This is a genomic window from Agrobacterium sp. CFBP2214 (assembly GCF_030209895.1).
GTDB classification, from domain to species: Bacteria; Pseudomonadota; Alphaproteobacteria; order Rhizobiales; family Rhizobiaceae; genus Agrobacterium; species Agrobacterium radiobacter.
Genome location: NZ_JARVRC010000003.1, coordinates 279,752 through 304,378 on the forward strand (window position 1 = coordinate 279,752; position 24,627 = coordinate 304,378).

Here is a 24,627-nt window from a genome sequence, read left to right on the forward strand (position 1 = left end):
GTCAGTCGCAAACCCTGACCCGATACATGTCGCCCCAGGCATTCTGTCGCCAGGCAACGTGGCAGCGCGGATAGACGGGTTCATACGCGACCGGCGGGCCATAAACAGGCGCAGCGTAGACGGGAGGACCGTAAGCCGGACCATAGGCCGGAGCGTAGGCGTAACCCGGGTGTCTTGCACCCGCAATCAGCGCTCCGCCAATGATCGTGCCGGCAATGCCGGCCGCAAGGCCGCGGCCGAAATTATTGCGCGCTTCCGCCTGGCTGGTGGTGGCAATTGTGGTGCCCGCAATTGTCAAAGCAACCAGACCAGCGGTGGCAAACCTGTTGATGTTGGTCCACATCGTCCTGCTCCTTCATGACCCGGCGGCATCTACAGATCCGCCGCACCGGGTATGAAATGGAGATTACGCCCGCGAAAACTACCGGCACATGTCCGTTTAGTTACATCGCTGTAATATGGACGACAGCCCGCACTCTGCCGGTGCCATGGTCAGGAACGCGCCAGTTCCGCAAGCTGCGTCATGACCATCGCCGCACCCGTCAACCGCTTTTCAGGCGTGGGCAGATCGCGGGTGAGGAACAGGCTGTGATCCGGCCGGATCTTCGCCATCGTGCCCTGTTTGCCGATATAGCCAACAAGCGCTGCCGGATTGGGGAATTCCTTGTTGCGGAACTGCACCACGACGCCCTTCGGTCCGGCATCCAGCTTCTCGACATTGGCGATACGGCAGAGCGACTTGATGTAGACGATCTTGAGCAGGTGCTGAACCTCTTTCGGCAAGGGGCCGAAACGATCGATCATTTCCGCGCCAAAACCGTCGATCTCGCTGATATCCGCAAGCTCGCCGAGACGGCGGTAAAGGCCCATGCGCAGATGCAGATCGGGAACATAATCCTCCGGGATCATGACGGAGGTGCCGACCGAAATCTGCGGCGACCAGCCGCTGTCCTGTACCTGTTCGTCGCCCTTCACTTCGGCAACCGCCTCTTCCAGCATCTGCTGGTAAAGCTCGAAGCCGACTTCCTTGATATGGCCGGACTGTTCTTCGCCGAGCAGATTGCCCGCGCCGCGAATATCGAGGTCGTGGCTCGCCAGCTGGAAACCGGCGCCGAGCGTGTCGAGCGATTGCAGCACCTTCAGCCGCCGCTCCGCCATCGTCGTCAGCACCTTGTTGACCGGCAGGGTGAAGAGCGCGAAGGCGCGCACCTTGGAACGACCGACGCGACCACGCAGCTGGTAAAGCTGGGCAAGACCGAACATGTCGGCGCGGTGCACGATCAGCGTATTTGCGGTCGGCACGTCGAGGCCGGATTCGACGATGGTGGTCGAAAGCAACACGTCATACTTGCCGTCGTAGAAGGCGTTCATGATGTCTTCGAGTTCGCCTGCCGGCATCTGCCCATGCGCCACCGCCACCTTCAGCTCCGGCACATCCGATTGCAGGAAGGCATGGATATCCGCAAGATCGGCAAGCCGCGGGCAGACGTAGAAGCTCTGGCCGCCGCGATAATGCTCACGCATCAGCGTTTCGCGGATGACAAGCGGATCAAAGGGCGAAATGAAGGTGCGCACCGCCATGCGGTCCACCGGCGGCGTGGTGATGAGCGACAGTTCGCGCACGCCCGTCATGGCCAGCTGCAGGGTGCGCGGAATGGGCGTCGCAGAGAGCGTCAGCACATGCACGTCGCTCTTCAGTTCCTTCAGCCGCTCCTTGTGCTTCACCCCGAAATGCTGCTCTTCGTCGATGATGAGCAGGCCGAGATTGGCGAAGTTGATACCTGCGCCCAGCAGCGCATGGGTGCCGACGACGATATCGGTCTTGCCATCAGCCACTTCCTTTTTCGTCAGCGTCAATTCCTTCGAGCCGACGAGGCGCGACGCCTGCTGCACCCGGATCGGCAGGCCGCGGAAACGTTCGGAAAAGGTGCGGAAATGCTGGCGAGAGAGCAAAGTGGTCGGCACCACCACCGCCACCTGAATGCCGTTCATGGCGGCGAGGAAGGCGGCGCGCAGCGCCACTTCGGTCTTGCCGAAACCGACATCGCCGCAGATAAGGCGATCCATCGGCCGGCCTGCACCCAGATCCTCGCGGACCGCCTCGATGGCGTTCAGCTGGTCCTCAGTCTCGTCATAGGGGAAACGGGCGGCAAACTCGTCGTAAAGCCCATCGGGTGCCGCCAGAACCGGCGCGTGCCGCACCAGACGCGCGGCCGCGATGCGGATAAGCTCGTCGGCCATGTCGAGCAGGCGCTTCTTGAGCTTGGCCTTGCGCATCTGCCATGCGCCGCCACCCAGCTTGTCAAGCGTGGCTTCCGCCGCATCGGAGCCGTAACGGGAAAGAAGATCGATGTTTTCAACCGGCAGGAACAGCTTTGCATCGTCGGCATAATGCAGTTCCAGGCAGGCGCGCGGCGCACCCGCTGCCTCGATTGTCCGCAGGCCGACGAAGCGACCGATACCATGCTCGGCATGGACTACCAGCGAGCCTTCGTCCAGCCCCGCCACTTCCGAGATGAAATCCGCACCGCGCTTGCGGCGTTTCGAGCGCCGCACCATGCGGTCGCCGAGAATATCCTGCTCGCCGATGACCGCGAGCGTCCCGGTTTCGAAACCCGCCTCAAGGCTCAGCACCGCCGAGGCCGCCTCGCCCTTGCCGAGCTTCTCCACCTCTTTCAACGAGGCGACCGGCTTGATCTTCTCAAGCCCGTGCTCGTTCAGCACCTGCAGCAGCCGGTCGAGCGAACCTTCCGACCAGCCTGTTATCAGCACCTTCCAGCCCTTGGCGCGGCGCTCGGCAATATGCTTCACCGCCAGATCGAAAACATTGACCCGTTCTTCGCTCTCGCCTTCGGTTGGCGGACGCGCCCAGCGCGGCCCGACATGGGCGTCGAGCGTGGCGACCGGGCGGCCTTCGCTATCCTGCTCGTTGAAGGGTGTCAGACGCACCGCATTGACGGCGACCAGTGCGGCATCGAAACTCTTGCCGTCGAGATAGAGCTGGCCGGGCGAAACCGGCTTGTAGGGCGCGCCCTGCGTCGATCCCTTGGTTTCACCGGAGCTGCGGCGCGCATCGTAATAATCGAGCACCAGCTTGGAGCGCTCTTTTGCCGCCTCCCGCGCCGTGTGATCGGTGACGATGCGGAAACCCTCGAGATAATCGAAGGCGGTTTCCAGCTTCTCGTAAAACAACGGCAGCCAGTGCTCCATGCCGGCATAACGGCGGCCTTCAGAGACGGCCTGATAAAGCGCGTCGTCACGCGTCGCGGCACCGAACAGCGACAGGTAATTCTTGCGGAAACGGCTGATCGTATCCGGCGTCAGCGTCACTTCGCTCATCGGATTCAGATCGAGCGAGCGCGCCTGGCCGATGGTGCGCTGGCTGGCCGGATCGAAGGTGCGGATGCTTTCCAGCGTGTCGCCGAAGAAATCGAGCCGCACCGGCTCTTCCGTGCCCGGCACGAAGACATCGAGAATGCCACCGCGCACGGCGAATTCACCGACTTCGCGCACCGTCGCCACACGGTCGAAACCGTTGCGCTCCAGCCGTGCGGCGATGTCGTCCATGCGGATCTGGTTGCCGGGCTTCGCCGAAAAGCCGAGGCTCTCGATAATGTCGCGCGGCGCCATCTTCTGCAGCATGGCGTTGACGGTGACCAGCACGATGGCCGGATGCGGTTTCCTGGCGTGGGCGATGAGACCGGAAAGCGCCGCCAGCCTGCGCGCCGAGGTGTCGGCGCTCGGTGACACGCGGTCATAGGGAAGGCAGTCCCAGGCCGGCAGCGTCATGACCGGAATGTCAGGCGCGACGAAACCGAGGATCTGTTCGAGATCGGCAACCCGCTGGCCATCCGACATGACATAGGCGACCGATGTCCCCGCCCGCGCCATATCGGCCAGAAGCAGGGCTTCCATGCCGGAGGGCACATTTCCGATGGTCAGCGGCGTATCTGCCGACGCCACCAGCTTTGCATCGAATCCGGCTATCATGTTTCAGGCCTTCAGGGTTTCGGCGGTGACGAGATCAAAATCGGGACGGTAGGAGGCGATCTTTTCAAACAGCGGTGTCTGGAATTTTTCCGGTATGGCAAGCGCGCCGGTCACCATCTTGACGAGGTCGTTATCCTCTTCCGCCATGATGATCTCAAGCTCATCGAGCTGATCATCGGAAAGCCCGGCAATATTGTCTTCCGCAAATTGCCCGAGCACCAGATCCATCTCGCGAATGCCCCGGTGCCAGCAGCGGTAAAGAATCCGCCGGCGTCTCGGATCGAGGTCGGCACTCGTGCGCACCAGTCCAGTCATCGCATTCACCTTTCGGTTGGCTATTCAACAGGATGTTGACTGCGACCTCCTATAGAACAGGAGGCGAACGCTTGGGAACCGGTTTTTATCGAAATAATGCCACGGCCGCTAAAAACTGCCGGTGATAACCCGCCTTTGTGACCAGCGAAGTCTTGCATAAGCCGTGCCCTTCCCCGATTTTGCTGACCATGCGCCCGGCCATTCTCGATCCGCTGTTTGCTTCCGTCTCCACCCTTGCCGGTGTGGGGCCGAAGCTTGCCGATCTTCTGGCCAAGCTCTTGAGCCGGGAAAACGCCGACGACACCCGCGTGATCGATCTCCTGTTCCACGCGCCGTCCAACGTCATCGACCGCCGCAACCGCCCCGGCATCGCGCTTGCCGCACCCGGCGCCATTGTCACCATTCAGGGACGAGTGGACCGCCACCAGCCGCCACCGCCGGGAAACCGCTCCGCGCCCTATCGCGTCTTCCTGCATGACGAGACCGGCGAACTGGCGCTGACCTTCTTCCGCGCCAAGGGCGACTGGCTGTCCAAGGCGCTGCCCGTCGATGAGGAGGTTCTCGTCAGCGGCAAGGTGGACTGGTTCAATGGCCGCGCCTCCATGGTGCATCCGGATTTCATGGTGAAACTTTCCGAGGCCGAAAACCTGCCACTTGTGGAAGCCGTTTATCCCATGACCGCCGGACTGTCCCCCAAGGTGCTGCGGCGGGCGATCGAAGGCGGGCTATCGAAGCTGCCGGTCTTTCCGGAGTGGATCGATGAAACGCTGAAGACCCGGCAAGGCTTCGGCGATGTCGCTTCGAGCTTCCGTGAGTTGCACGACCCGCGTGACAGCGCCGATATCGAGCCGCAGGCTCCAGCGCGCAGGCGGCTTGCCTATGACGAATTCCTCGCCGGGCAGCTGTCACTCGCATTGGTGCGCCAGCGGCTGCGCAAAGTGGCGGGCCAGCCGATCCGCGCCAAGGGTGATGTCGCCGCAAAAATCCTGTCGCAACTGCCCTTCTCGCTGACACCGAGCCAGAGCGCTGCGGTGAAGGATATTCTGACTGACATGGCCGGCGAAGACCGCATGTTGCGGCTGCTGCAGGGCGATGTCGGCGCAGGCAAGACGCTGGTGGCGCTGATGGCGATGGCAACGGCCGTGGAGGCAGGCGGACAGGCGGTGCTGATGGCCCCGACCGAAATCCTCGCCCGGCAGCACTACGCCACCATTTCCAAGCTCGCTCAGGCCGCGGGCATTACCGTCGAAGTGCTGACCGGCCGCACCAAGGGCAAGGAGCGGCGCGAGATCGAGGAGCGCGTCGCATCAGGTGAAGCGCAGATCGTCATCGGCACCCATGCGTTGTTTCAGGACAGCGTGAGTTACAAGAACCTCGTGCTGGCCGTGGTGGACGAACAGCACCGTTTCGGCGTTCATCAACGCCTGCGCCTCACCGCCAAGGGCATCACCCCGCATATGCTGGTCATGACTGCCACGCCCATTCCGCGCACGCTGGTTCTGGCCGCCTTCGGCGACATGGATGTCTCCAAGCTCACCGAAAAGCCGGCCGGCCGCAAGCCTATCCAGACGGTAACGATCCCCACCGAACGGATCGGCGACATTGTCGAGCGGCTGCGTTCCGCGCTGAAGGATGGCAAGAAGGCCTACTGGATCTGCCCGCTGGTGGAAGAAACGGAAGAATCCGACCTTATGTCGGCGGAGGAGCGGCACGCAGTTCTCTCGCAGATGCTGGGCGCCAATATCGGCCTCATCCATGGCCGCATGAGCGGCCCGGAGAAGGACGCCGCCATGCTCGCCTTCAAGAGCGGTGAAACCCGGCTGTTGGTGGCAACGACGGTGGTGGAAGTGGGCGTCGATGTGCCTGACGCGACGATCATGGTCATCGAACATGCCGAACGTTTCGGCCTTGCCCAGCTTCACCAGCTGCGTGGCCGGGTTGGACGCGGTGACGAGGCCTCCACCTGCATCCTGCTCTACAAGGGGCCGCTCAGCGAAAACGGCCGCGCCCGGCTTTCCATCCTGCGTGACAGCGAGGATGGCTTCCTGATCGCGGAAGAGGATTTGAAGCTGCGCGGCGAAGGCGAGTTGCTCGGCACCCGCCAGTCCGGCACGCCGGGATTCCGCATCGCCAGCCTGGAAGCCCACGCCGACCTTCTGGAAATCGCCCGCAAGGACGCGGCCTACGTCATCGAGCGCGACCCCGAACTGACGGGCCCGCGCGGCAATGCGCTGCGCACCCTGCTCTACCTGCACCGCCGCGACGAAGCGATCCGCTTCCTGCACGCCGGCTGAAAGTGACCTGCCATGAACATGATCGACCCCCGCCGCCCACCACCCGCCTTCCGCAAGGGTTATGCGCTGTGCTCGCCGCAGAATATCCTGCAACCCGAGACATTTGCGAAGAGTGAGAAAAAGGCGATCGGCAAGGCGTTCAAGAAGCCAGGCCGCAAGAAGGCCTGGAGCAAGGCGCTGGAGGCAGGCTGGAGCGTGCGCCTGGTCTATATGCGACTTTTCGTTCCCGTTTTCCACGCGACCAATGCGGGGACGGAAGTGGATGATCTGGATGACGAGGATTGATATGGTCCATTGAATAGACTAGTCTGCGGAGTGCCTTAATTCCTGGAGCAAGCCATGCAGATCTCTGTCACTGACGCAAAGGGCCAACTGACCGAATTGGTGCGCCGCGCCGAGGCGGGAGATGAAATCATTCTCACCCGGCATGGTCATGCAGCAGTGCTGCTTGTTCCGGTCGCTGCCGTAGCGGACAAGAAATCCCGCAGTGCCACGCTGGAAAAGGTGCGCAAGGCAGTCGCAAACAAAACCAATGATGGCCCCGATGCCGCGCATAGTCAGGATTTCCTCTATGACGAAAACGGCCTGCCTGAATGATCGTCATCGATACTTCAGCACTGATGGCGATCCTGCTAAACGAACCCAAAGCGGATGCTTGCGCGGCGGCGCTCGAAACGGACGAACCTCTCCTCATTTCCGCAGGCACCCTTGCAGAAGCGATGATCGTGGCGCAGCGCCGTGGACGCGGTCAGGAACTGGACATGCTGATCGAAGGACTCGTAGTTGAAATCAGGAATGTCACCCCGAAATCAGCACAAGGCATTTCCGAAGCCTATCGTATCTGGGGCAAAGGCATTCATCCCGCAGGGCTGAATTTCGGTGACTGTTTTGCCTACGAGTTGGCGAAAACCGAGGGCTGCCCTTTGCTTTATGTCGGCAACGACTTTTCGCAGACGGACATCCTCGGCGCTCTCTAACCGTCAAACCGGCGCGATCATCTTGGGCGGCGTGAAATCAGGCGCCACCAGACCGCCGGAAATCAGCAGTTTCGCCGCATCCTCCGGTGTCATGTCCAGCATCACGATCTTGTTTTTGGGCACGAAGAGCAGAAAACCTGCCGTCGGCACCGGTGTGGGCGGCAGGAAGACGGCGACCATCTGCTGGCCCATTTCGTTGAAACGGTGAGCAAGTTCGCCCTTGGCCTCGGAGGCGACGAAAACCATGGCCCAGGTCCCTGACGATGGAAACTCGATCAGGCCGACCTTTTTGAAGGAGTTCGAATGCTCTTTCAGGACGGATTCGAACAGCTGCTTGATGCTTTTGTAGATCGGCCGCACCAGCGGCATGCGATTAAGGATGGATTCGCCGACGCCGAAAATCCATTTGCCGATGAGGTTATTACCGAGAAAGCCGATGAGCGTGATGCCAATGACGGCGATCAGCAGGCCGAAACCGGGGATTGCCACATCGAAATATTGCTCGGGATCGTAACGGGCCGGAATATAGGGCTTCACCCAGCTATCCGCCCATTGCAGGAAACTCCACACCAGCCACATGGTGATGGTGACGGGCGCGAGGATCAGAACGCCCGTGAGGAAACTATTGCGCAGGCGGGCTGCGAATGAAATTTTGACTGGAATATCGGTCATTTACCGTTCGGAATTAAGCGTTGTCGCCATCGAAACCCGGATGAAAACCGACAATGCCGGATGGAGTTCCACCATGCAAGCGAAGAACTGTGAAATATTCGTCAGGAATCCCTTCCGCACTCACCCCTTCAACATGGCGAAAACCGAAGCGGCCGTAATAGGCGGGATCACCGACAACGACGCAGCCGGCAGCGCTCAGCCGCTCCAGTGCGGCAAGCCCTTCACGCGCCAGCCGCGAACCGACACCTTCTCCCTGCCTTTCCGGTGTCACGGAGAGCGGCGCGAGGCAGAACCAGCCGGTCTCGCCGCCCGACAGCGTCACCGGCGAGAAGCCGACATGGCCGATGACGCCTTCGCTGTCTTCCGCCACCAGTGAAACCGTCAGTGCGCCGGCATTCCGCAGCCGCGCGACAATCAGCTGTTCTGTCCCGCTGCTGTGCTCGGCGTTACGGAAGGCATCTTCCGTAACGCGAGCGATCGCTTCCTCGTCGCCCTGCTGTTCCGGTCGGACAATCATTCCACCGTTACCGATTTCGCCAGATTGCGCGGCTGGTCCACATCAGTGCCCATGAAGACGGCGGTGTGATAGGCCAGCAGCTGGATCGGCAGCGAGAAAACCATCGGAGCAATAAGCTCGTCGACATTAGGCAACGTGATCGTCGCCATGGTGTCGAGCTTGGAGGCGGCGGCCCCCTTCTCGTCGGTGATGAAGATGATGCGGCCGCCGCGCGCGGCGACTTCCTGCATGTTCGAAACGGTCTTTTCGAAGAAGCGGTCATGCGGCGCGATGACGATGACGGGCATATTTTCGTCGATCAGCGCGATCGGCCCATGCTTCAGCTCGCCGGCGGCATAACCTTCGGCGTGGATATAGGAGATTTCCTTGAGCTTCAGCGCCCCTTCTAGCGCCAGCGGGAAGCTGGTGCCGCGGCCGAGATAAAGCACGTCCTTGAAACGCGACAGATCGCGTGACAGCGCTTCGATCTGCGGCTGGATGCTGTTGAGAACCTTGCTCATGATGCGCGGCATCTCGGTAAGATGGCGAACCAGCTCGGTTTCCTGCTGAGGCGTGATGGTGCCTCGCGCTTTTCCGGCGGCAACGGCAAGCGAAGCGAGCACGGCAAGCTGGCAGGTGAAGGCCTTGGTGGAGGCCACGCCGATTTCAGGACCGGCGAGGATCGGGAAGATCGCATCGGATTCACGCGCCATGGTCGATTCACGCGTATTGACCACCGCGCCGATCTTCAGGCCCTCCTGCTGGCAATAACGCAAGGCCGCCAGCGTATCGGCAGTTTCCCCCGATTGCGAAATGAACAGCGCGGCCTGCGTGGGAACAAGCGGGATTTCGCGATAGCGGAATTCCGAGGCGACATCGATTTCCACCGGCAGACGCGCGTAACGTTCGAACCAGTATTTGCCGATCAGGCCGGACAGATAGGCCGTGCCGCAGGCGGAAATCGCAAGGCCGGAAAGCTTGGCGAAGTCGATTGCCGTGTCGGCCTGCTTCACGGTCTTGGAGGCGAAATCCACGTAATGACTGAGCGCGTGGGAAATGACTTCCGGCTGCTCGTAGATTTCCTTTTCCATGAAGTGGCGATGGTTGCCCTTGTCGACCACGAAGGCCGTCGCCTGCGAGATCTGACGCTCGCGCTTCACCGGCTTGCCCGAGAAATCGATGATCTCAGCACCCTGGCGGGTCAAGATGGCACAATCGCCATCCACCAGATAGGTGATTTCGTTGGTGAAGGGCGACAGCGCGATGGCGTCGGAGCCGAGGAACATTTCGCCCCTACCGTAACCGACGGCAAGCGGCGGGCCGGAGCGCGCCGAAAGCAGCGTGCCGGGATCATCCTTGAACATCACCACCAGCGCATAGGCGCCTGTCACGCGGTTCAGCATCTTCAGCATCGCCTCGCGATGGCCGAGACCCTCCCGGGTATATTTCGCCAGAAGCTGCGCCACCACTTCCGTGTCGGTCTGGGTAGTGAAGCTCGCACCCTCGGCGCTCAGTTCGTCGCGCAATTCGGAGAAGTTTTCAATGATGCCGTTATGGACGACGGCAACGCCATCGACGAAATGCGGGTGGGCGTTGGTTTCGTTCGGAACGCCGTGGGTCGCCCAGCGGGTGTGCGCGATGCCAACGACACCAGGCAGCGGCTCTTCAGAGAGCCTTTTCTCCAGATTGAACAGCTTGCCTTCCGCACGGCGGCGGTCCATCGCGCCATTGTCGATGGTGGCGACACCCGCCGAATCGTAACCGCGATATTCGAGACGCTTCAGCGCATCGACAAGCCGTTCAGCAACGGGCTGGGTTCCGACAATTCCGACAATTCCGCACATATATTTCTCCAGACGGCGATCTCTTCGCCGCAACTACTAATCGTTTCCCTGAAATCGGCAATTACGCCGCCGGTCACTTTCGGTATCGCTTGGTAACGTCTTTCAAGAGGACTTTTTCTTCGCTTCCTTCAGCGCTTTTGCCCGCTCGCGCACGACGGTTGCCCGGCCCGGTTTCACTTCCTGACGCGCGCGTCCAAAAGCCAGCGCATCATCAGGCACGTCATCGGTAATCACGCTGCCGGAGGCGATATAGGCCCCCTCTCCAATGGTGACAGGAGCGACCAGCGACGAGTTCGAACCAATGAAACTGTTCGCACCAATGCGCGTTTCGGCCTTGTTGTAGCCATCGTAATTGCAGGTGATGGTGCCCGCGCCGATATTGCTGCCTGCACCGATAAAGGCGTCACCGATATAGGTCAGATGGTTGACCTTGGCGCCCTCGCCGATCTCGGCCTTCTTGACCTCGCAGAAATTGCCCACCTTGGAATTGGCATGCAGGTTCGCGCCCGGGCGCAACCGCGCATAGGGACCAACGGCCGCACCTTCCGCGACATGGGCCCCTTCCAGATGCGAGAAGGCGTGGATGACGGCGCCCGGCTCGATCGTGACGCCGGGACCGATGACGACATTCGGCTCGATCAGAACGTCCTGACCGATCTTCGTGTCGAAGGAGAGGAAGACGGTTTCGGGGGCAACCATCGAAACGCCGTCCACCATCAATTCGTGGCGGCGGCGCTCCTGCCAGAGCTTCTCGATAAAGGCCAGTTCGGCGCGGTTGTTGCAGCCGACCAGCTCGGCTTCCGGCGCATCGATGGCGACGGCGCGGCGTCCGAGAGAGCGGGCGATCTCGACGACGTCAGTCAGATAATATTCGCCCTTCACATTGCTGTTGCCGATCCGGTCGAGCAGGTCCAGCGCGTTGCGGCCGTTGATGGCCATCAGGCCGCTATTGCACCAGGTGACCTTGCGCTCCGCATCGGTGGCGTCCTTTTCCTCGCGGATCGCGACAAGCTCACCATTCTCGACCAGAAGCCGGCCGTAACCGGTCGGGCGATCGGTATGGAAACCGATGACAGCGACATCGGCGCCGGCGGCAATCGCCTCACGCGCCCGGTCGAGCGTTGCGGAGGTGATAAGCGGCACATCGCCATAGGCAATGATGAGATCATCGAAACCGCGTTCGAGGGCGGCGCGTGCGGCAAGAACCGCGTGGCCAGTGCCCTTGCGTTCCGTCTGCAGGAAAGCTTCGACCTGAATGCCCTTCATGCTTGCGGCCGCAGTGACATTGTCGGCATCGCGCCCGACCACCAGCGCCACCGTGCCGACGCCAGATCCAGCCACCGCCTCCACCACATGCGCGATCATCGGACGCCCGGCGACCGGATGCAGCACCTTGGACTTCGACGATTTCATGCGCGTGCTGTCGCCCGCTGCGAGAATAATGGCTAGAGAGCTGCGCTCCATAAGACCTCCAACACCTGTCACCGGCCGCATGGCGGCCAGGACGGCGGCATATGTTTGACTTCACGCCGTCCGGCAAACAAACGGGCGCATCGGTAATTTCATTCCGGAATTGCTATAACGGCGGCCCACTTAAGAAACCATGCAAATCTGCACCAAATTTCCGCACCGATTTTCATCAAACGTGATTGGGAGAGGGTCGCATCCCGCTCCCGCAGTTTGAGTTATCGCGGGGTATTGCGGGCAGTGAATTCCAGCACCTGCTGGCGGCCGTTTTCAATCAGCCTTTCCATTTCACGGCGCGCCGCTGCCTCATCGCGCAGGCGAAACGCCTCGACGAGCCTCAGGTGAGAGGCGGAGACATCGGAAATCTCATTGGGATCGGTGTCCGGGTTGCTCATCCGGAAAATGCCCACCAGAGCCGCCTTTATCAGCGAACCGACGGTGCGCATGAACGGGTTGCCCGACATTTCGGTGATGAGCACATGGAAGTTCATATCCGCAAGAGCGCGCTTTTCCTTGGAATAGGCCGTGTTGCCCATCTCGTTGGCATAGGCGGCGAGCTTGGTGATATCGGTGTCCTTTGCCCTGATGGCGGCAAGGCCCGCGCCATAGGGTTCGAAAGCCTGGCGGATATCATAAAGATGCAGCAAAAACTCATCGCTGACACCAGCCTCGAAATGCCAGAGCAGCACTTCGCTGTCGAACATGTTCCAGCTCTCGCGCTCCGTCACCCGGGTGCCGATACGCGCCTTGGGTGAAATCATGCCCTTGGCGGTGAGCGTCTTCATCGCTTCGCGCAGCACTGTGCGCGACACTTTCAGACGCTCCATCAGCTCGGCATCACCGGGAAGGATGTCACCCGTCTTGAAGGTGCCGGAGACGATATCGAGACCGAGCTTGTGAACGACCTGTGCATGATTTGTCCGCAGCTTTCGAAAACCGATCGCCGCATCGAGCATTCCGCGCTGCAAGTGCCATATCCTTCCGTTCGGCTGGCGATCTCGAAAAAATCGCGCCAGACGTGTGTATCTCAAGTCAGATTATAGTGAAAAACATCAAGTCGCGTGAAAAGCAAAGGTAAACTTCATCCATGCAGTAAAACGCATGAAAATAAGCAAGGCCGCACATGACGCATGTGCGGCCTTGCCTCAATCAGGATAGATGATCCGCATTATTGCGGCAGCTTGTCGTCCACGCCGGCAACGTAGAAGTTGAGGCCGAGCAGAACCTTGTCTTCAGCCTTCTCGCCAGCCTTCAGCCATTCCGAACCGTCCTGCTTCTTCACCGGACCGGTGAAAGGATGCAACTCGCCCGACTTGATCTTGGCTTCGGTTTCCTCGGCCATCTTCTTCACGTCATCAGGCATGTTGGTGTAGGGCGCCATGGTCAGGATGCCGTCCTTCAGGCCGTCCCAGATGGATTCGGACTTCCAGGTGCCGTCCAGAAGAGCCTGCGTGCGCTTGATGTAATATGCGCCCCAGGTGTCCTTGATCGCGGTCAGCTGCGTCTCCGGACCGGCCTTGATCATGTCCGAAGCCTGACCGAAGGCCTTGATGCCGCGTTCCGCTGCAACCTGCATCGGCGCTGTCGTGTCGGTGTGCTGCGTCAGGATATCGACGCCCTGATCGATCAGCGCCTTGGCGGCATCGGCTTCCTTGCCGGGGTCGAACCAGGTATTGGCCCAGACGACCTTGACCTTGAACTCGGGATTGACGGACTGCGCGCCGAGAACGAAGGCATCGATGCCCATCACCACTTCCGGGATCGGGAAGGACGCGATGTAGCCGGCAACACCCTTCTTCGACATCTTCGCGGCGATCTGGCCCTGAATGTAACGGCCTTCATAAAAACGCGAATTGTAGGTCGCGACGTTTTCAGCGGTCTTGAAGCCGGTGGCGTGTTCGAACTTCACCTTGGGGAACTTCTGGGCAACCTTCACGGTCGCATCCATGAAGCCGAAGGAGGTGGTGAACACCAGTTCGCAGCCGGAACGGGCCATGCGCTCGATGGCGCGTTCGGCATCCGGGCCTTCCGGAACGCTTTCGAGGAACGGCGTTTCGATCTTGTCGCCGAAGTGCTTCTGCAGCTCTTCGCGGCCGATTTCATGCGCCTGCGTCCAGCCGCCATCGGTGCGGCTGCCGACATAGATGAAGCAGACCTTCTTGGCGTCGGCGGCTTCAGCGGAGGAAACAACGCCTCCAAGCGCCGCGATGGAAGCGGCAAGTGCGATGACCAGTTTTTTCATTTTTACCCCTATTGGTTTGGAGACGTGAGAATGCTTCACCTGTCCGGCACGAAGGATTTGCCCAGCGATGCCGGTGTATTGATCAAGGTCGTGCGGCGATTATGCGAGATGATGACCAGCACGACAATAGTTGCAAGGTAAGGTAGCGCCGAAAGCAGTTGCGACGGCACCCCGATACCGAATGCCTGCGCATGCAATTGCCCGATGGAGACCGCGCCGAACAGATAACCGCCCGCCAGAACCCGCCATGGACGCCATGACGCGAAAACAACGAGCGCCAGCGCAATCCAGCCGCGCCCGGCCGACATGTTTTCCACCCATTGCGGCGTATAGACGAGCGACAGCTGCGCCCCGGCAAGACCGGCACAGGCGCCGCCGAACATGACAGCCAGATAACGCGTGCGGATGACATTGATGCCAAGCGCATGGGCGGAAGCGTGACTGTCGCCGATAGCGCGGATTTTGAGGCCCGCGCGGCTTTTGAACAGAAACCAGCCAGTGCCAAAGACCAGCGCGATGGACATGTAGAAGATTAGATCCTGCCGGAATAGCAGCGGACCAAAGAAGGGAATCTCCGACAGCAGCGGAAAGACGATAGGCTGCAGCTTGACGCCCGGCAGGCCAACGAAACTTTCGCCCAGCATGCCGGAAACGCCGAGGCCGAGAATGGTAAGCGCAAGGCCCGTCGCCACCTGATTGGTGACGAGCGTCAGCGTCAGAAAGCCGAACAGCAGCGAGAAAACCGCGCCAGAGGCGATGCCGGCCAGAATGCCGAGATAGGGAGAACCGGTCATATGTGCAGTGGCAAAAGCGCAGACCGCGCCCATGATCATCATGCCCTCTACGCCGAGATTGAGGACGCCGGATCGCTCCGTCACCAGCTCGCCGGAGGCGGCGATGACCAGCGGTGTCGCGGCGGTGATGACGGTGAGGAGGATGGCCTGAAGCATATCCATCATGCCGCTCCTTGGCTGTTATGCGCCTTGCCGGTGAAGACGACCCTGATGCGGTAGAAAATCAGCGTATCGCAGGACAGCACGAAGAACAGCATCAGCCCCTGGAACACACGCGTCACCTTGTCCGACACACCAATCGAAAGCTGCGCCGCCTCGCCGCCGAGATAGGTCAGCGCCAGCACCAGCCCTGACAGAATGATGCCAAGCGGATTGAGACGGCCGAGAAAGGCGACGATGATGGCGGTGAAACCATAGCCCGGCGAAATGCTGGGCTGTAGATGGCCGATGGAGCCGGAGGCCTCAGATATGCCCGCAAGCCCTGCCAGTGCACCTGACAGCAACAGCGAAAACCACACCATGCGGCTTGACGAGAAACCGGCAAAACGCCCGGCCCGCGCCGATTGCCCAAGCACGGTGACCTCGAAGCCTTTCAGCATGTAGCGCATCATGAACCACAGCGCGATTGCCGCGACGATGGCGAAAACGAAACCCCAGTGCGCCCGGCCCGAGGCCAGCATTTCCGGCAAGACGGCGCTTTCGTTGAAGGGCTTGGTCTGCGGGAAGTTGTAGCCGCCGGGATCGCGCCAGATGCCGCGCGTCAGCCAGTCGAGAAAAAGCTGCGCGACATAGACCAGCATCAAGCTGACGAGGATTTCGTTGGTGTTGAACTTCGTCTTCAACAGCGCCGGAATACCGGCATAAAGCGCGCCGCCGATGGCGCCCATCACCATCATCAACGGCAGGATGAGCGGCGAATGCCAGTCGGGATAAAGAACCGGCAGTATGGAACCGGTGATCGCGCCGATGGTGAATTGCCCTTCCGCGCCAATGTTCCAGTTATTGGAGCGATAACAGATCGATAGCCCAACGCCGATCAGGATCAGCGGTGCGGCCTTAATCGCCAGCTCGTGCAGCGACCAGACTTCGAGCAGCGGTTCAACGAAAAAGGCATAAAGCGCATGAGCCGGATTTTTGCCGAGCATGGCGAACATGACGGCGCCGACGAGCAGCGTCAGCACAAGCGCCAGAAGCGGCGAAATAAGGGTGAAAAGCTTCGAGACCCCTGCCCGTTTTTCAAGCTCAATGCGCATGCTGGGCGGCTCCCGAATGTGACGCGTTAATGCCGCCCATCAAAAGGCCGATCTTTTCAAGCGTCATGTCTTCCACCGGATAGGCCTCGGAAAGCTTGCCGTCGGAAATGACCGCGATATTGGTGGCAACCTCGAAAATTTCATCGAGATCCTGGCTGATGACGATGACGGCCGAGCCCGCCTTGGCAAGATCGACAAGCGCCTGACGAATGCGGCTTGCGGCACCGGCATCCACACCCCAGGTCGGCTGGTTGACGACAAGCACGGTCGGCTGACGATCAAGCTCGCGCCCGACGATGAATTTCTGCAGGTTGCCGCCGGAAAGCGAGCCCGCCAGCGGATCAGCCCCGCTCTTGCGCACATCCATCGTTTCCGAAATGCGCCGTGCCGCAGCCTTGATCGCCGAGCCCCTGACGATGCGCAGGAAACCGCCGGTCAGAAACGCCTTGCGGTCGGAGCGCGCCCGCGCCAGCAGCAGGTTGTCGGAAAGGCTCATGCCGGGAACGGCGGCGTGGCCGTGGCGTTCTTCCGGTACAAACCCCGCGCCCATCAGGCGACGGCCATTGATGCCGATGCGACCGACGGGCTTGCCGCGCAGATGGATGGCATCGTTGTTATAGACCGGATATTCGCCCGAAAGCGCATCGAACAGCTCGCCCTGCCCGTTGCCGGCCACGCCGGCAATCGCCAGCACTTCCCCGGCGCGCACCTGCATGGAAATCGATTTCAACGCCACGGCAAAGGGCGTGCGTGGCGCAACGGAAAGCCCCATGACCTCGATCTGCGGTTGGCCGAGCGCCTCGCCCGTCGGCCGCGAAACGCTTGCAACATCGCTGCCGACCATCATGCGCGCCAGCGATGCCGGCGTTTCCTTGCGCGGATCGCAGGCGCCGGTCACCTTGCCGTGACGCAGGACGGTGGCGCGGTCGCAGATGCGCTGCACCTCTTCCAGACGGTGGCTGATATAAAGCACCGAGCGGCCTTCGGCCTTCAGCTTCTCCAGCGTTTCGAACAGCTTGTCAGCCTCCTGCGGCGTCAGCACCGAGGTCGGCTCGTCGAGAATGATGAGGCGCGGGTTCTGCAGCAAGGCGCGGACGATCTCGATCCGCTGGCGCTCACCAACCGAAAGATCGGCCACATGCGCATAGGGATCGAGCGGCAGGCCATAGGCCCGCGACAGCGTTTCCGCTTCCCTGGCGATTTCCTTCAATGAAATTTTAGGGTCGAGCGACAGGGCGATGTTTTCAGCGACCGTCAGCGCCTCGAACAGGGAAAAATGCTGGAAGACCATGCCGATGCCGAGCTGGCGGGCCTCGCTTGGCGAACCGACGGAAACCGGCTGGCCCTGCCAGATAATATCACCCTCGGTGGGTGCGAGAACGCCGAACAGCATCTTGACGAGCGTGGATTTGCCCGCGCCGTTTTCACCCAGAAGCGCGTGGATTTCGCCCGGCGCAATATCGAGATCGATGCCGTTGCAGGCAGCGAAATTGCCGAACAGCTTGGTCAGCTTGCGAACGGACAGGAGAGGCACGGCCTCCGGCGCCAAAGTTCCAGTCACGAGTTCCCTCTCTCACCGACCATCCATGCCTTCTTCGAGGCGTTTCTAACGATCGTGGTCATTGTTCCCAATCGGACGCCAATGCGTATGCAATTTCATCCAATCAAGACTTATTGATAACGGTTTTGCTGCTGCGCACAACTGAAAAAGAAGCTGCTTAAATGCGATTTGCACAAGCAATAAACGGCTTTACCTTTTTCTTATTTCGCACCGAGCGAGGGGAAAAACTGCAATATTCCACCGATGCAATAAAGATAGATGCCACTGACCACGAAGCCGATCACGGCCCAGCTCGGGGTTTCGAAGTGCGTCAGCAGCGCATAACCGCCAAGCGCGCACCAGATGAAGACAACGGCCAGATTGAGCGGCCGCAATCGTTTCACCCGCACCGGATGCAGGAAATTGATCGGCAGGAATGTCAGGAACACCGAGACGGTAACGACGATCATGGCCGTCGTTGCGCTGGCATCCATGACGAACAGGGTGAACACCACCATGTTCCACACCACCGGAAAGCCGGAGAAGAAATATTCGTCCGTCTTCATGCCCATATCGGCATAATAGATGGCGCTGGACACCACGATCATGCCGGCCGCCACGAAGGACAGCGGCTCGCCGATCATGCCGCTCTGGTAAAGCGCAAAGGCGGGCAAGAGCACATATGTGACGTAGTCGATGATATTGTCGAGCGTATCGCCGGACCAGTTGGGCAGAACTTCCTTCACCCGCACCTTGCGGGCGATGGGTCCGTCGATACCATCGACCAGAAGCGCAAGCCCCAGCCACCAGAACATGTCGACGAAACGGTGTTCAGCCGCGGCAACGACGCCGAGAAAGGCCAGAAACGAACCGGAAGCCGTGAGCATATGAACGGAAAAGGCGCGGATTTCCGCGTAGGGAACACGCTTGTAGTTGAAAATTTTCATGGTCAGCGTCTGCGCCCCGTTTTTCATCCGCCCTGCTTATTCCGGTATGCGGCCATTCACCACGCTTTGCAACCGGCTCAATCCGCTTATCCTAGGACTAATATAACAGGGCAACCAACGAATCTTCGCAACCGGATGTTCCGGAGCCGAAGTGGATTTACCCGCGCAAAGCCATTATGATGCTTTGGAAATAACAACGGATCAGGACCATGAGACACTTCGATATCGCCATAACAGGTGCGGGACTTGCGGGCCAGATCGCGGCCATCGCGCTGGCGCGGGCGGGCCGCCACGTGGCGCTCATCGCACCTTCAAGCGACAGGAAGGACCAGCGCACCACGGCGCTGATGGACCAGTCCATCCGCTTCATGGACCGTCTCGGCCTCTGGTCACGCATCGCGCCATCAGCCGCACGTCTTTCCACCATGCAGATCATTGACGGCACCGAGCGCCTGCTACGCGCGCCAACCGTGCAGTTCCGCTCCTCCGAAATCGGGCTCGATGCCTTCGGCTGGAACATTCCCAACGAGGCGCTGCTTGGCGTTCTCAGCGAAGCGGTTGAGCAGGAACACAATATTACCCGCCTCGACGCCACGGCCGAGACGATCGACATCGGCAACGACCGCGTATCGGTGACACTTGCAGACGGCGAAACACTCTCGGCCGATTTCCTCATCGGCGCTGATGGCAGGAAGTCGATGGTGCGGGATGCAGCCGGCATCGGCGTCAAATCCTGGTCCTATCCGCAGACGGCCATTGTTTTGAACTTCGGCCACAGCCGGTCGCATGGCAATGTCTCGACGGAATTCCACACGCCAACCGGTCCTTTCACCCAGGTTCCCCTGCCCGGCAACCGCTCCAGCCTCGTCTGGGTCGTTACCCCGCAACAGGCGGAGGAATTGACGGCGCTGCCGCTGGAAACACTCAGCCTCCGGATCGAGGAGCGCATGCAGTCCATGCTGGGCGCGGTAACAGTAGAGGACAGCGTGCAGGCCTGGCCGCTCTCTTCCATGACGGCACACCGCTTCGGCAAGGGCCGCGTGGCCCTGATCGGCGAGGCTGCTCATGGTTTTCCACCCATCGGCGCGCAGGGGCTGAACCTCAGCCTGCGCGACATCATCGCGCTGACGGAACTGCTGGGCGCGGTCTCCGACCGCCCGATTGCGGCCGATGCCGGCAACAGCTTCGACCGCAGGCGGCGTGCGGATGTCTATAGCCGCACGCTCAGCGTCGATCTCCTCAACCGTTCGCTGCTTTCCGACCTGCTGCCGGTGCAGATGGCGCGCGCGGCGGGCCTGCACGTCCTCTCGGGAATCGGCACGCTCCGAAGCATGGTCATGCGCGAAGGCATCGAGCCGGGACGCGGGCTGAAGGCCCTGCCCTCGCTTTTATTCGGCAGCTTCAAAAAGGCTGGATGAAATACACCACGCCGGTCAGCGTGAAGACCGACAGAACCGTCGAAATCAGGATCGTCGCAGACGCCCTCTCCTGCCAGACATGATATTGCTGGCCGATGACGAAGACATTCGTCGCGGTCGGCAGCGCTGCCAGCAGCACCGCAGAATAGATCCACACCGGCTCGAATCGCCCGAGCGACGAGAGCACGAGCCAGACGGCAAGCGGATGCAGGATCAGCTTTGCCGGAACGATATAGCTGATTTCCACCGGCACCCGTTTCATTGGCCGAAGCGCCAGCGTCACACCCATGGCAAATAGCGCGCAGGGTGCTGCTGATTGCGCCAGATAATCCACCAGCCGCTGCACCGCCTCCGGCGGCTGCCATGACAGCGATGCGGCCAGAAAACCGGCGATGACGGATACGATGAAGGGATGGGTGATGACCTTGCGCGCCACATCCAGCGCAAGCCTTGCCGGAGAGCGTTTGTCGCCGCCCGCCACCGCCATCATCGCCGGGGCGACGATGAAATGGGCGGCGTTTTCAAGGCAGACGATCAGCGCCACCGGCACTGCCGCCTTTTCGCCGAGCGCCAGAAGCGCAAGGCCCGGCCCCATATAGCCGATATTGCCGTAGCTGGCCGCAAAACTCTGGATAGTGGTTTCGGCAAGGCTGTTTTTCCGCACGAACCGGCCGATCAGAAATACCAGCAGGAAAATGCCATAGGTGCAGGCAAGGCTGGCAGCGACGAAATCCATGCGTGCCAGCTCTTCCACCGGCGTTTTCGACACCAGTTTGAAAAACAGCGCCGGCAGCGCCGCATAGATGATGAAGGTGTTCAGCCAGCCCATCGCCTCGACCGGCTGTTTCGTTATGCGCGCCGCACCATAACCGATGAAGATCAGGCCGAAAAACGGCAAAAGCAATCCGACGATATCGGTCACTATGTTTCCCCCGCAAGCAACTCCGGCGGGAGGCTTAACCGATTTTCATGAGGATCGGAAAGGTCTCCTGGAACCAGATCGCCACATTGGTGATAAAACCGGACATGAAAGCGAGACCGGTCAGCACCAGCAATACGCCCAGCAGCTTTTCCACGAGGCCGAGATGGCGGCGGAAGCGGACGAGGAAACGCATGAAGGAACCGGAGAACGCAGCCGCGATCCAGAACGGCACGGCAAGGCCGAGCGAATAGACCGCAAGCAGCGCCGCACCATCACCAACCGTATCACGCGCGGCAGCGACACCCAGGATCGCGCCCAGCACCGGACCGATACAGGGCGTCCAGCCGAAAGCGAAGGCGAGGCCCATCACATAGGCCCCTGAAAGCGTGGCCGGCTTGCCCGCCCCCTGAAACCGCGCCTCGCGCGAAAACAGTCCGATGCGGAAGACACCGAGGAAATTCAGGCCCATAAGGATGATGATGAAACCGCCGATCTTGGCGAGAATATCCAGATTCTGACGAAGGAGCGTACCGATCGTCGAGGCCCCTGCTCCAAGCGCCACGAAAACAGTGGCGAAACCAAGCGTGAAGAAAAAGGCCGAAAACAGCACGGCCCTGCGAATCTCCGGTCGGGGTGCTGTATCTTCCGTCCTGAACTGCTCGACCGAAACGCCCGCCATATAACAGAGATAAGGCGGCACCAGCGGCAGGACGCAGGGCGACAGAAAGGAAAGAGCGCCGGCCAGAAGCGCGCTGAACAGGGAAATATCGGCAATCGACAAGAAAGAACTCCGCATCCCGCAAAGCCGCCGCGATTCCTAGGATTCGCCGCCGCCTCACGCTTCATTTTCATGCATGTCATTGCTGCAAAAGGATTTCACCCGTCTGGCCGACATGTCTGCAGCCGGTTTTATCCCCAGCTGCCCCCTCTCTCCAATCACCTTTTCGGGGGTGCGACAAAAAAAACCGGATTGATTGTAGAAAGCGCTTTTTTTGGGTTGACCGAACGGATCGCTCTACATATGTTCCGCGCACTTCCGAAGGGCAATCAAGCCCCGACACGGGAGAGCGTAGCTCAGCCGGTAGAGCAACTGACTTTTAATCAGTAGGTCCAGGGTTCGAATCCCTGCGCTCTCACCACCTCAAATCTACATTTTCTGATATTCTGCAAAGAGTTATCACCACGAGTGACAGGGCTTTGATGTAAACGGAAACGATGCGCCCGTAGTCTTAGACTGTATCCATTGCAAGCCTGGTTTCAGAACACCCGCTGCGATAAAGGGCCATAGGCTCAAGCGCCAGCTCACCGGCACGACCGGACGGTCGCTCCAAAAGGTTCAGTACAGTCTTCAGGTATAAAGTTTCAGGCTCGGAAAGCATAGGGTTTGATATTCCTACAAACCCGGCCAGAGATCATTTGCGCGCAGCGGTACGGCGGCAGCGCCAGTTCCAGTCTCTTGGCTCACCCGTGTCCATATGGACCGATTCGGTATGGCAATAGGTGCCCACGCCGCCGCGCTCCGGCAGGGAACGCAGATAGGTCGCAAGCTCCCATTTGGAGACGCCCTTGATCTGGATGTCGGCGGCATCGCAAGTATAGTGTTTGGAGCCCTGCCTTATGCCCTTTGGCGGGCGATAGCCCGAAGTGACGATCGCCGGGCTGTTATAGTGGCGCTCCACATCCTTGATCATCCGCACCAGTTCCGGCTTGAAGCAGCCAACTTCGACGCGATCCGTCTGCAGGAAAAGCCCGTTCGGGGCGACGCGGCTCAGGCCGGAGAGCGAGGCGAGTTTCATCAGGCCTGTCGGCTGGTCATCCTCTTCATCGAGATGGGCATCGTCAAACTCGTCGGACATGACAGAGCGGCCGGAAAGCGCAATGCCCATCGTCCCGTCCGCGGCTCCGGGCAATGATGCGACCTGCGTATTGTCCGCCGTGCCGCTTTCAATCATCTTGGGCAGGCGCTTCTTGGCCGCGCCGGCAAAAAATGCCGCAAGCGTCACGCCCTTACCGTCACCTCCCTGCGCCTCGCCCACCATTTTGGCAGCGTCCACGACCGGCTGCGCCGCAACAGCCGCGAGCTGTTCCGAGGCGGACTGCGGCGTGGGCACAGGAACCGGCTGACGGTTTTCGCTATGCTGTTCCGCCGGCACCTGTCCGGCTGGCGGGACCTGAACCGGCGCTGATACCGGCTGAGGCTGAGGTTGCGCCGCCTGCATGGGCGCCGAATAGACGCTGCTGACCGCGGGAATGATTTTGTGAGAGGGAGCGCCCGTGGCGGCGGCCGTGCCGGGTGCACCTGCAGCACCGGCGGGCGCCACAGTGGAATAAATGCTTGTCGTCCCGGCGGAAATCGCCGTGGGCTGCGTCGTCAATCCGCCAATATCGGCGGCGGCGCCATAAGCCTGCGCCGGGCCGCCCGGCGCCTGGGCAGGCGCAGCCGCGCCGGCCGCCGATGCCACGGCGGGATCCACATAATGTCCGGGTTGCGCGCCGGCGGCAGCGGAAGCTGCTGTTTGCGGCTTCTGTTGTGCGGCAATTTCCGGCTTCTTGGTAGCGGCGGCCATCTCGTCGTCGGTCACCGCCGAAACACAGCCGGAAAGCCCAAGCAGCGAAACCGCGACGACAAGACGCGGACGGACAAGGCGTCCTTTCGCGCTTTCGACAGTTTTCATGGCTGGCCTCCGTATCTTGCATTTCCAACAGCAGCACGGGAACGGAATCGTGTGCTTCCCCAAAACGGGACTGGCCGTTTCGATTCGCGGACTATGCCTCATCCCCTCAGGACAAGGCAAGAGCACCCGAAAACGCCGCTACTCACCGGAAAATCCCTACCAGGAACCGGTATTCTGCATAGATATCCACGGTTCGGCTGGTGCGAGGCTTTCGCCCTTCTGCAGAATTTCGAAGGAAATACCGTCAGGCGAACGCACGAAGGCCATATGTCCGTCGCGCGGCGGCCGGTTGATGACGATGCCGTTCTCCTGCAGCCGGGCGCAGAAATCGTAGATATTGTCGACCTCGTATGCCAGATGGCCGAAATTGCGGCCGCCGGTATAATCCTCGGTGTCCCAGTTATAGGTGAGCTCCAGGCACGGCGCCTTGTTTTCCTTCGCCGCAGCAATGTCGTCGCGCGCCGCAAGAAACACCAGAGTGAAGCGGCCTTTTTCGTTCTCGATTCGGCGTATTTCCGTAAGACCGAGCAGGTCGACATAGAATTTAAGTGATTCGCCAAGGTCTTTGACGCGAACCATCGTGTGCAGATACCGCATTTTATTCCTCTCCATTACACGGGTCCGAAGCCGTTAAACGCGTGATGGCAAGCCCCGGACAAGGACGGCGACATAAAAGCAGCTGCGTAAATCAAAAACTAGGGCTTGCGTGAAACCGTTACCAAGATGTTAATCTGGCGCACAGGAATCAGTTGACCGGTGTATGGCGCGTAATCGAGGGGTT

The 24,627-nt window shown here is 60.5% G+C and carries 22 protein-coding genes and 1 tRNA gene; 6 read left to right on the forward strand and 17 right to left on the reverse strand.

Annotation, left to right across the window (positions count from 1 at the left end; translation table 11 throughout):
- Nucleotide 1: 1 nt before the first annotated feature.
- The 3 genes from QRN60_RS08585 to QRN60_RS08595 all read right to left on the reverse strand — a co-directional run bounded on the left by QRN60_RS08585 (nt 2) and on the right by QRN60_RS08595 (nt 4,305).
- Nucleotides 2-343, reverse strand: a complete 342-nt coding sequence (locus QRN60_RS08585) for a hypothetical protein (RefSeq protein ID WP_020809531.1) — start codon at nt 341-343, stop codon at nt 2-4.
- A gap of 149 nt (nt 344-492) precedes the next feature.
- Nucleotides 493-3,990, reverse strand: coding sequence for a transcription-repair coupling factor (mfd, locus tag QRN60_RS08590; protein ID WP_129564988.1), 3,498 nt, complete (start codon nt 3,988-3,990; stop codon nt 493-495).
- A 3-nt stretch (nt 3,991-3,993) separates the two neighbouring features.
- Complete coding sequence (locus QRN60_RS08595; RefSeq protein ID WP_003508031.1) at nt 3,994-4,305, reverse strand: FAD assembly factor SdhE; 312 nt, start codon at nt 4,303-4,305, stop codon at nt 3,994-3,996.
- 188 nt (nt 4,306-4,493) lie between these two features.
- On the opposite strand from QRN60_RS08595, the gene recG reads away from it, so the two are divergent.
- Genes recG through QRN60_RS08615 form a run of 4 tightly spaced genes read left to right on the forward strand, consistent with a single transcriptional unit; the run spans nt 4,494 to nt 7,576 of the window.
- Entirely contained in the window at nt 4,494-6,599 is a 2,106-nt protein-coding gene (recG, locus tag QRN60_RS08600) for an ATP-dependent DNA helicase RecG (RefSeq protein ID WP_031233642.1), read from the forward strand.
- A gap of 12 nt (nt 6,600-6,611) precedes the next feature.
- Complete coding sequence (locus tag QRN60_RS08605) at nt 6,612-6,884, forward strand: hypothetical protein (RefSeq protein WP_129564989.1); 273 nt, start codon at nt 6,612-6,614, stop codon at nt 6,882-6,884.
- Between the two features lie 54 nt (nt 6,885-6,938).
- Nucleotides 6,939-7,196: a type II toxin-antitoxin system Phd/YefM family antitoxin gene (locus QRN60_RS08610; RefSeq protein ID WP_003508026.1), complete on the forward strand. Its 258-nt coding sequence runs from the start codon at nt 6,939-6,941 to the stop codon at nt 7,194-7,196.
- Nucleotides 7,193-7,576, forward strand: coding sequence for a type II toxin-antitoxin system VapC family toxin (locus QRN60_RS08615; protein WP_003508024.1), 384 nt, complete (start codon nt 7,193-7,195; stop codon nt 7,574-7,576). Before QRN60_RS08610 ends, QRN60_RS08615 begins: the two co-directional genes overlap by 4 nt.
- Nucleotides 7,577-7,579: 3 nt before the next feature.
- Here the strand turns inward: QRN60_RS08615 and QRN60_RS08620 are convergent, their stop codons facing one another.
- The 10 genes from QRN60_RS08620 to pcsA all read right to left on the reverse strand — a co-directional run bounded on the left by QRN60_RS08620 (nt 7,580) and on the right by pcsA (nt 18,831).
- Complete coding sequence (locus QRN60_RS08620) at nt 7,580-8,248, reverse strand: DUF502 domain-containing protein (RefSeq protein WP_003508022.1); 669 nt, start codon at nt 8,246-8,248, stop codon at nt 7,580-7,582.
- A 13-nt stretch (nt 8,249-8,261) separates the two neighbouring features.
- On the reverse strand, nt 8,262-8,765 hold the full coding sequence (locus QRN60_RS08625; RefSeq protein WP_060726324.1) for a GNAT family N-acetyltransferase: 504 nt from the start codon (nt 8,763-8,765) through the stop codon (nt 8,262-8,264).
- On the reverse strand, nt 8,762-10,588 hold the full coding sequence (gene glmS / locus QRN60_RS08630; RefSeq protein ID WP_099085266.1) for a glutamine--fructose-6-phosphate transaminase (isomerizing): 1,827 nt from the start codon (nt 10,586-10,588) through the stop codon (nt 8,762-8,764). The genes QRN60_RS08625 and glmS overlap by 4 nt, the downstream gene beginning before the upstream one ends.
- A 102-nt stretch (nt 10,589-10,690) precedes the next feature.
- Nucleotides 10,691-12,052: a bifunctional UDP-N-acetylglucosamine diphosphorylase/glucosamine-1-phosphate N-acetyltransferase GlmU gene (gene glmU, locus QRN60_RS08635; RefSeq protein ID WP_107675644.1), complete on the reverse strand. Its 1,362-nt coding sequence runs from the start codon at nt 12,050-12,052 to the stop codon at nt 10,691-10,693.
- A gap of 221 nt (nt 12,053-12,273) precedes the next feature.
- Nucleotides 12,274-13,011, reverse strand: a complete 738-nt coding sequence (locus QRN60_RS08640; protein ID WP_003508015.1) for a FadR/GntR family transcriptional regulator — start codon at nt 13,009-13,011, stop codon at nt 12,274-12,276.
- A 212-nt stretch (nt 13,012-13,223) separates the two neighbouring features.
- A complete protein-coding gene (locus QRN60_RS08645) occupies nt 13,224-14,297 on the reverse strand; it encodes a BMP family ABC transporter substrate-binding protein (protein WP_003508013.1) in 1,074 nt (357 codons plus the stop codon).
- A gap of 35 nt (nt 14,298-14,332) precedes the next feature.
- Nucleotides 14,333-15,253: an ABC transporter permease gene (locus QRN60_RS08650; RefSeq protein ID WP_003508011.1), complete on the reverse strand. Its 921-nt coding sequence runs from the start codon at nt 15,251-15,253 to the stop codon at nt 14,333-14,335.
- The gene (locus QRN60_RS08655; RefSeq protein ID WP_020809232.1) at nt 15,253-16,344 is read right to left on the reverse strand and encodes an ABC transporter permease; all 1,092 of its coding nucleotides are present in this window, start codon (nt 16,342-16,344) and stop codon (nt 15,253-15,255) included. Before QRN60_RS08655 ends, QRN60_RS08650 begins: the two co-directional genes overlap by 1 nt.
- Nucleotides 16,334-17,893, reverse strand: a complete 1,560-nt coding sequence (locus QRN60_RS08660; protein ID WP_003508005.1) for an ABC transporter ATP-binding protein — start codon at nt 17,891-17,893, stop codon at nt 16,334-16,336. The genes QRN60_RS08655 and QRN60_RS08660 overlap by 11 nt, the downstream gene beginning before the upstream one ends.
- 212 nt (nt 17,894-18,105) lie before the next feature.
- A complete protein-coding gene (gene pcsA / locus QRN60_RS08665) occupies nt 18,106-18,831 on the reverse strand; it encodes a phosphatidylcholine synthase (RefSeq protein WP_003508003.1) in 726 nt (241 codons plus the stop codon).
- Nucleotides 18,832-19,040: 209 nt separating this feature from the next.
- Here pcsA and QRN60_RS08670 point away from each other — a divergent pair, with 209 nt between their 5' ends.
- Nucleotides 19,041-20,249, forward strand: coding sequence for a UbiH/UbiF family hydroxylase (locus QRN60_RS08670; protein ID WP_129564990.1), 1,209 nt, complete (start codon nt 19,041-19,043; stop codon nt 20,247-20,249).
- Here QRN60_RS08670 and QRN60_RS08675 read toward each other — a convergent pair.
- Both QRN60_RS08675 and QRN60_RS08680 read right to left on the reverse strand, forming a co-directional pair.
- Nucleotides 20,233-21,171: an AEC family transporter gene (locus tag QRN60_RS08675; protein ID WP_003507998.1), complete on the reverse strand. Its 939-nt coding sequence runs from the start codon at nt 21,169-21,171 to the stop codon at nt 20,233-20,235. The genes QRN60_RS08670 and QRN60_RS08675 overlap by 17 nt on opposite strands.
- Before the next feature lie 34 nt (nt 21,172-21,205).
- A complete protein-coding gene (locus QRN60_RS08680) occupies nt 21,206-21,952 on the reverse strand; it encodes a cytochrome c biogenesis CcdA family protein (protein ID WP_003507996.1) in 747 nt (248 codons plus the stop codon).
- A 282-nt stretch (nt 21,953-22,234) separates the two neighbouring features.
- Here QRN60_RS08680 and QRN60_RS08685 point away from each other — a divergent pair.
- A tRNA-Lys gene (locus QRN60_RS08685) sits at nt 22,235-22,310 on the forward strand.
- A 273-nt stretch (nt 22,311-22,583) separates the two neighbouring features.
- Here QRN60_RS08685 and QRN60_RS08690 read toward each other — a convergent pair.
- Together QRN60_RS08690 and QRN60_RS08695 are read right to left on the reverse strand one after the other, a co-directional pair.
- On the reverse strand, nt 22,584-23,846 hold the full coding sequence (locus QRN60_RS08690; RefSeq protein ID WP_165000592.1) for a YcbK family protein: 1,263 nt from the start codon (nt 23,844-23,846) through the stop codon (nt 22,584-22,586).
- A gap of 156 nt (nt 23,847-24,002) precedes the next feature.
- The gene (locus QRN60_RS08695) at nt 24,003-24,443 is read right to left on the reverse strand and encodes a VOC family protein (RefSeq protein ID WP_020809227.1); all 441 of its coding nucleotides are present in this window, start codon (nt 24,441-24,443) and stop codon (nt 24,003-24,005) included.
- Nucleotides 24,444-24,627 lie beyond the last annotated feature (184 nt).

Bases quoted from the DNA above. Each gene is read 5' to 3' on its own strand.
- QRN60_RS08585 (WP_020809531.1), bottom strand. From the start codon at position 343: ATGTGGACCAACATCAACAGGTTTGCCACCGCTGGTCTGGTTGCTTTG.
- mfd (WP_129564988.1), bottom strand. From the start codon at position 3,990: ATGATAGCCGGATTCGATGCAAAGCTGGTGGCGTCGGCAGATACGCCG.
- QRN60_RS08595 (WP_003508031.1), bottom strand. From the start codon at position 4,305: ATGACTGGACTGGTGCGCACGAGTGCCGACCTCGATCCGAGACGCCGG.
- recG (WP_031233642.1), top strand. From the start codon at position 4,494: ATGCGCCCGGCCATTCTCGATCCGCTGTTTGCTTCCGTCTCCACCCTT.
- QRN60_RS08605 (WP_129564989.1), top strand. From the start codon at position 6,612: ATGAACATGATCGACCCCCGCCGCCCACCACCCGCCTTCCGCAAGGGT.
- QRN60_RS08610 (WP_003508026.1), top strand. From the start codon at position 6,939: ATGCAGATCTCTGTCACTGACGCAAAGGGCCAACTGACCGAATTGGTG.
- QRN60_RS08615 (WP_003508024.1), top strand. From the start codon at position 7,193: ATGATCGTCATCGATACTTCAGCACTGATGGCGATCCTGCTAAACGAA.
- QRN60_RS08620 (WP_003508022.1), bottom strand. From the start codon at position 8,248: ATGACCGATATTCCAGTCAAAATTTCATTCGCAGCCCGCCTGCGCAAT.
- QRN60_RS08625 (WP_060726324.1), bottom strand. From the start codon at position 8,765: ATGATTGTCCGACCGGAACAGCAGGGCGACGAGGAAGCGATCGCTCGC.
- glmS (WP_099085266.1), bottom strand. From the start codon at position 10,588: ATGTGCGGAATTGTCGGAATTGTCGGAACCCAGCCCGTTGCTGAACGG.
- glmU (WP_107675644.1), bottom strand. From the start codon at position 12,052: ATGGAGCGCAGCTCTCTAGCCATTATTCTCGCAGCGGGCGACAGCACG.
- QRN60_RS08640 (WP_003508015.1), bottom strand. From the start codon at position 13,011: ATGCTCGATGCGGCGATCGGTTTTCGAAAGCTGCGGACAAATCATGCA.
- QRN60_RS08645 (WP_003508013.1), bottom strand. From the start codon at position 14,297: ATGAAAAAACTGGTCATCGCACTTGCCGCTTCCATCGCGGCGCTTGGA.
- QRN60_RS08650 (WP_003508011.1), bottom strand. From the start codon at position 15,253: ATGGATATGCTTCAGGCCATCCTCCTCACCGTCATCACCGCCGCGACA.
- QRN60_RS08655 (WP_020809232.1), bottom strand. From the start codon at position 16,344: ATGCGCATTGAGCTTGAAAAACGGGCAGGGGTCTCGAAGCTTTTCACC.
- pcsA (WP_003508003.1), bottom strand. From the start codon at position 18,831: ATGAAAATTTTCAACTACAAGCGTGTTCCCTACGCGGAAATCCGCGCC.
- QRN60_RS08670 (WP_129564990.1), top strand. From the start codon at position 19,041: ATGAGACACTTCGATATCGCCATAACAGGTGCGGGACTTGCGGGCCAG.
- QRN60_RS08690 (WP_165000592.1), bottom strand. From the start codon at position 23,846: ATGAAAACTGTCGAAAGCGCGAAAGGACGCCTTGTCCGTCCGCGTCTT.
- QRN60_RS08695 (WP_020809227.1), bottom strand. From the start codon at position 24,443: ATGCGGTATCTGCACACGATGGTTCGCGTCAAAGACCTTGGCGAATCA.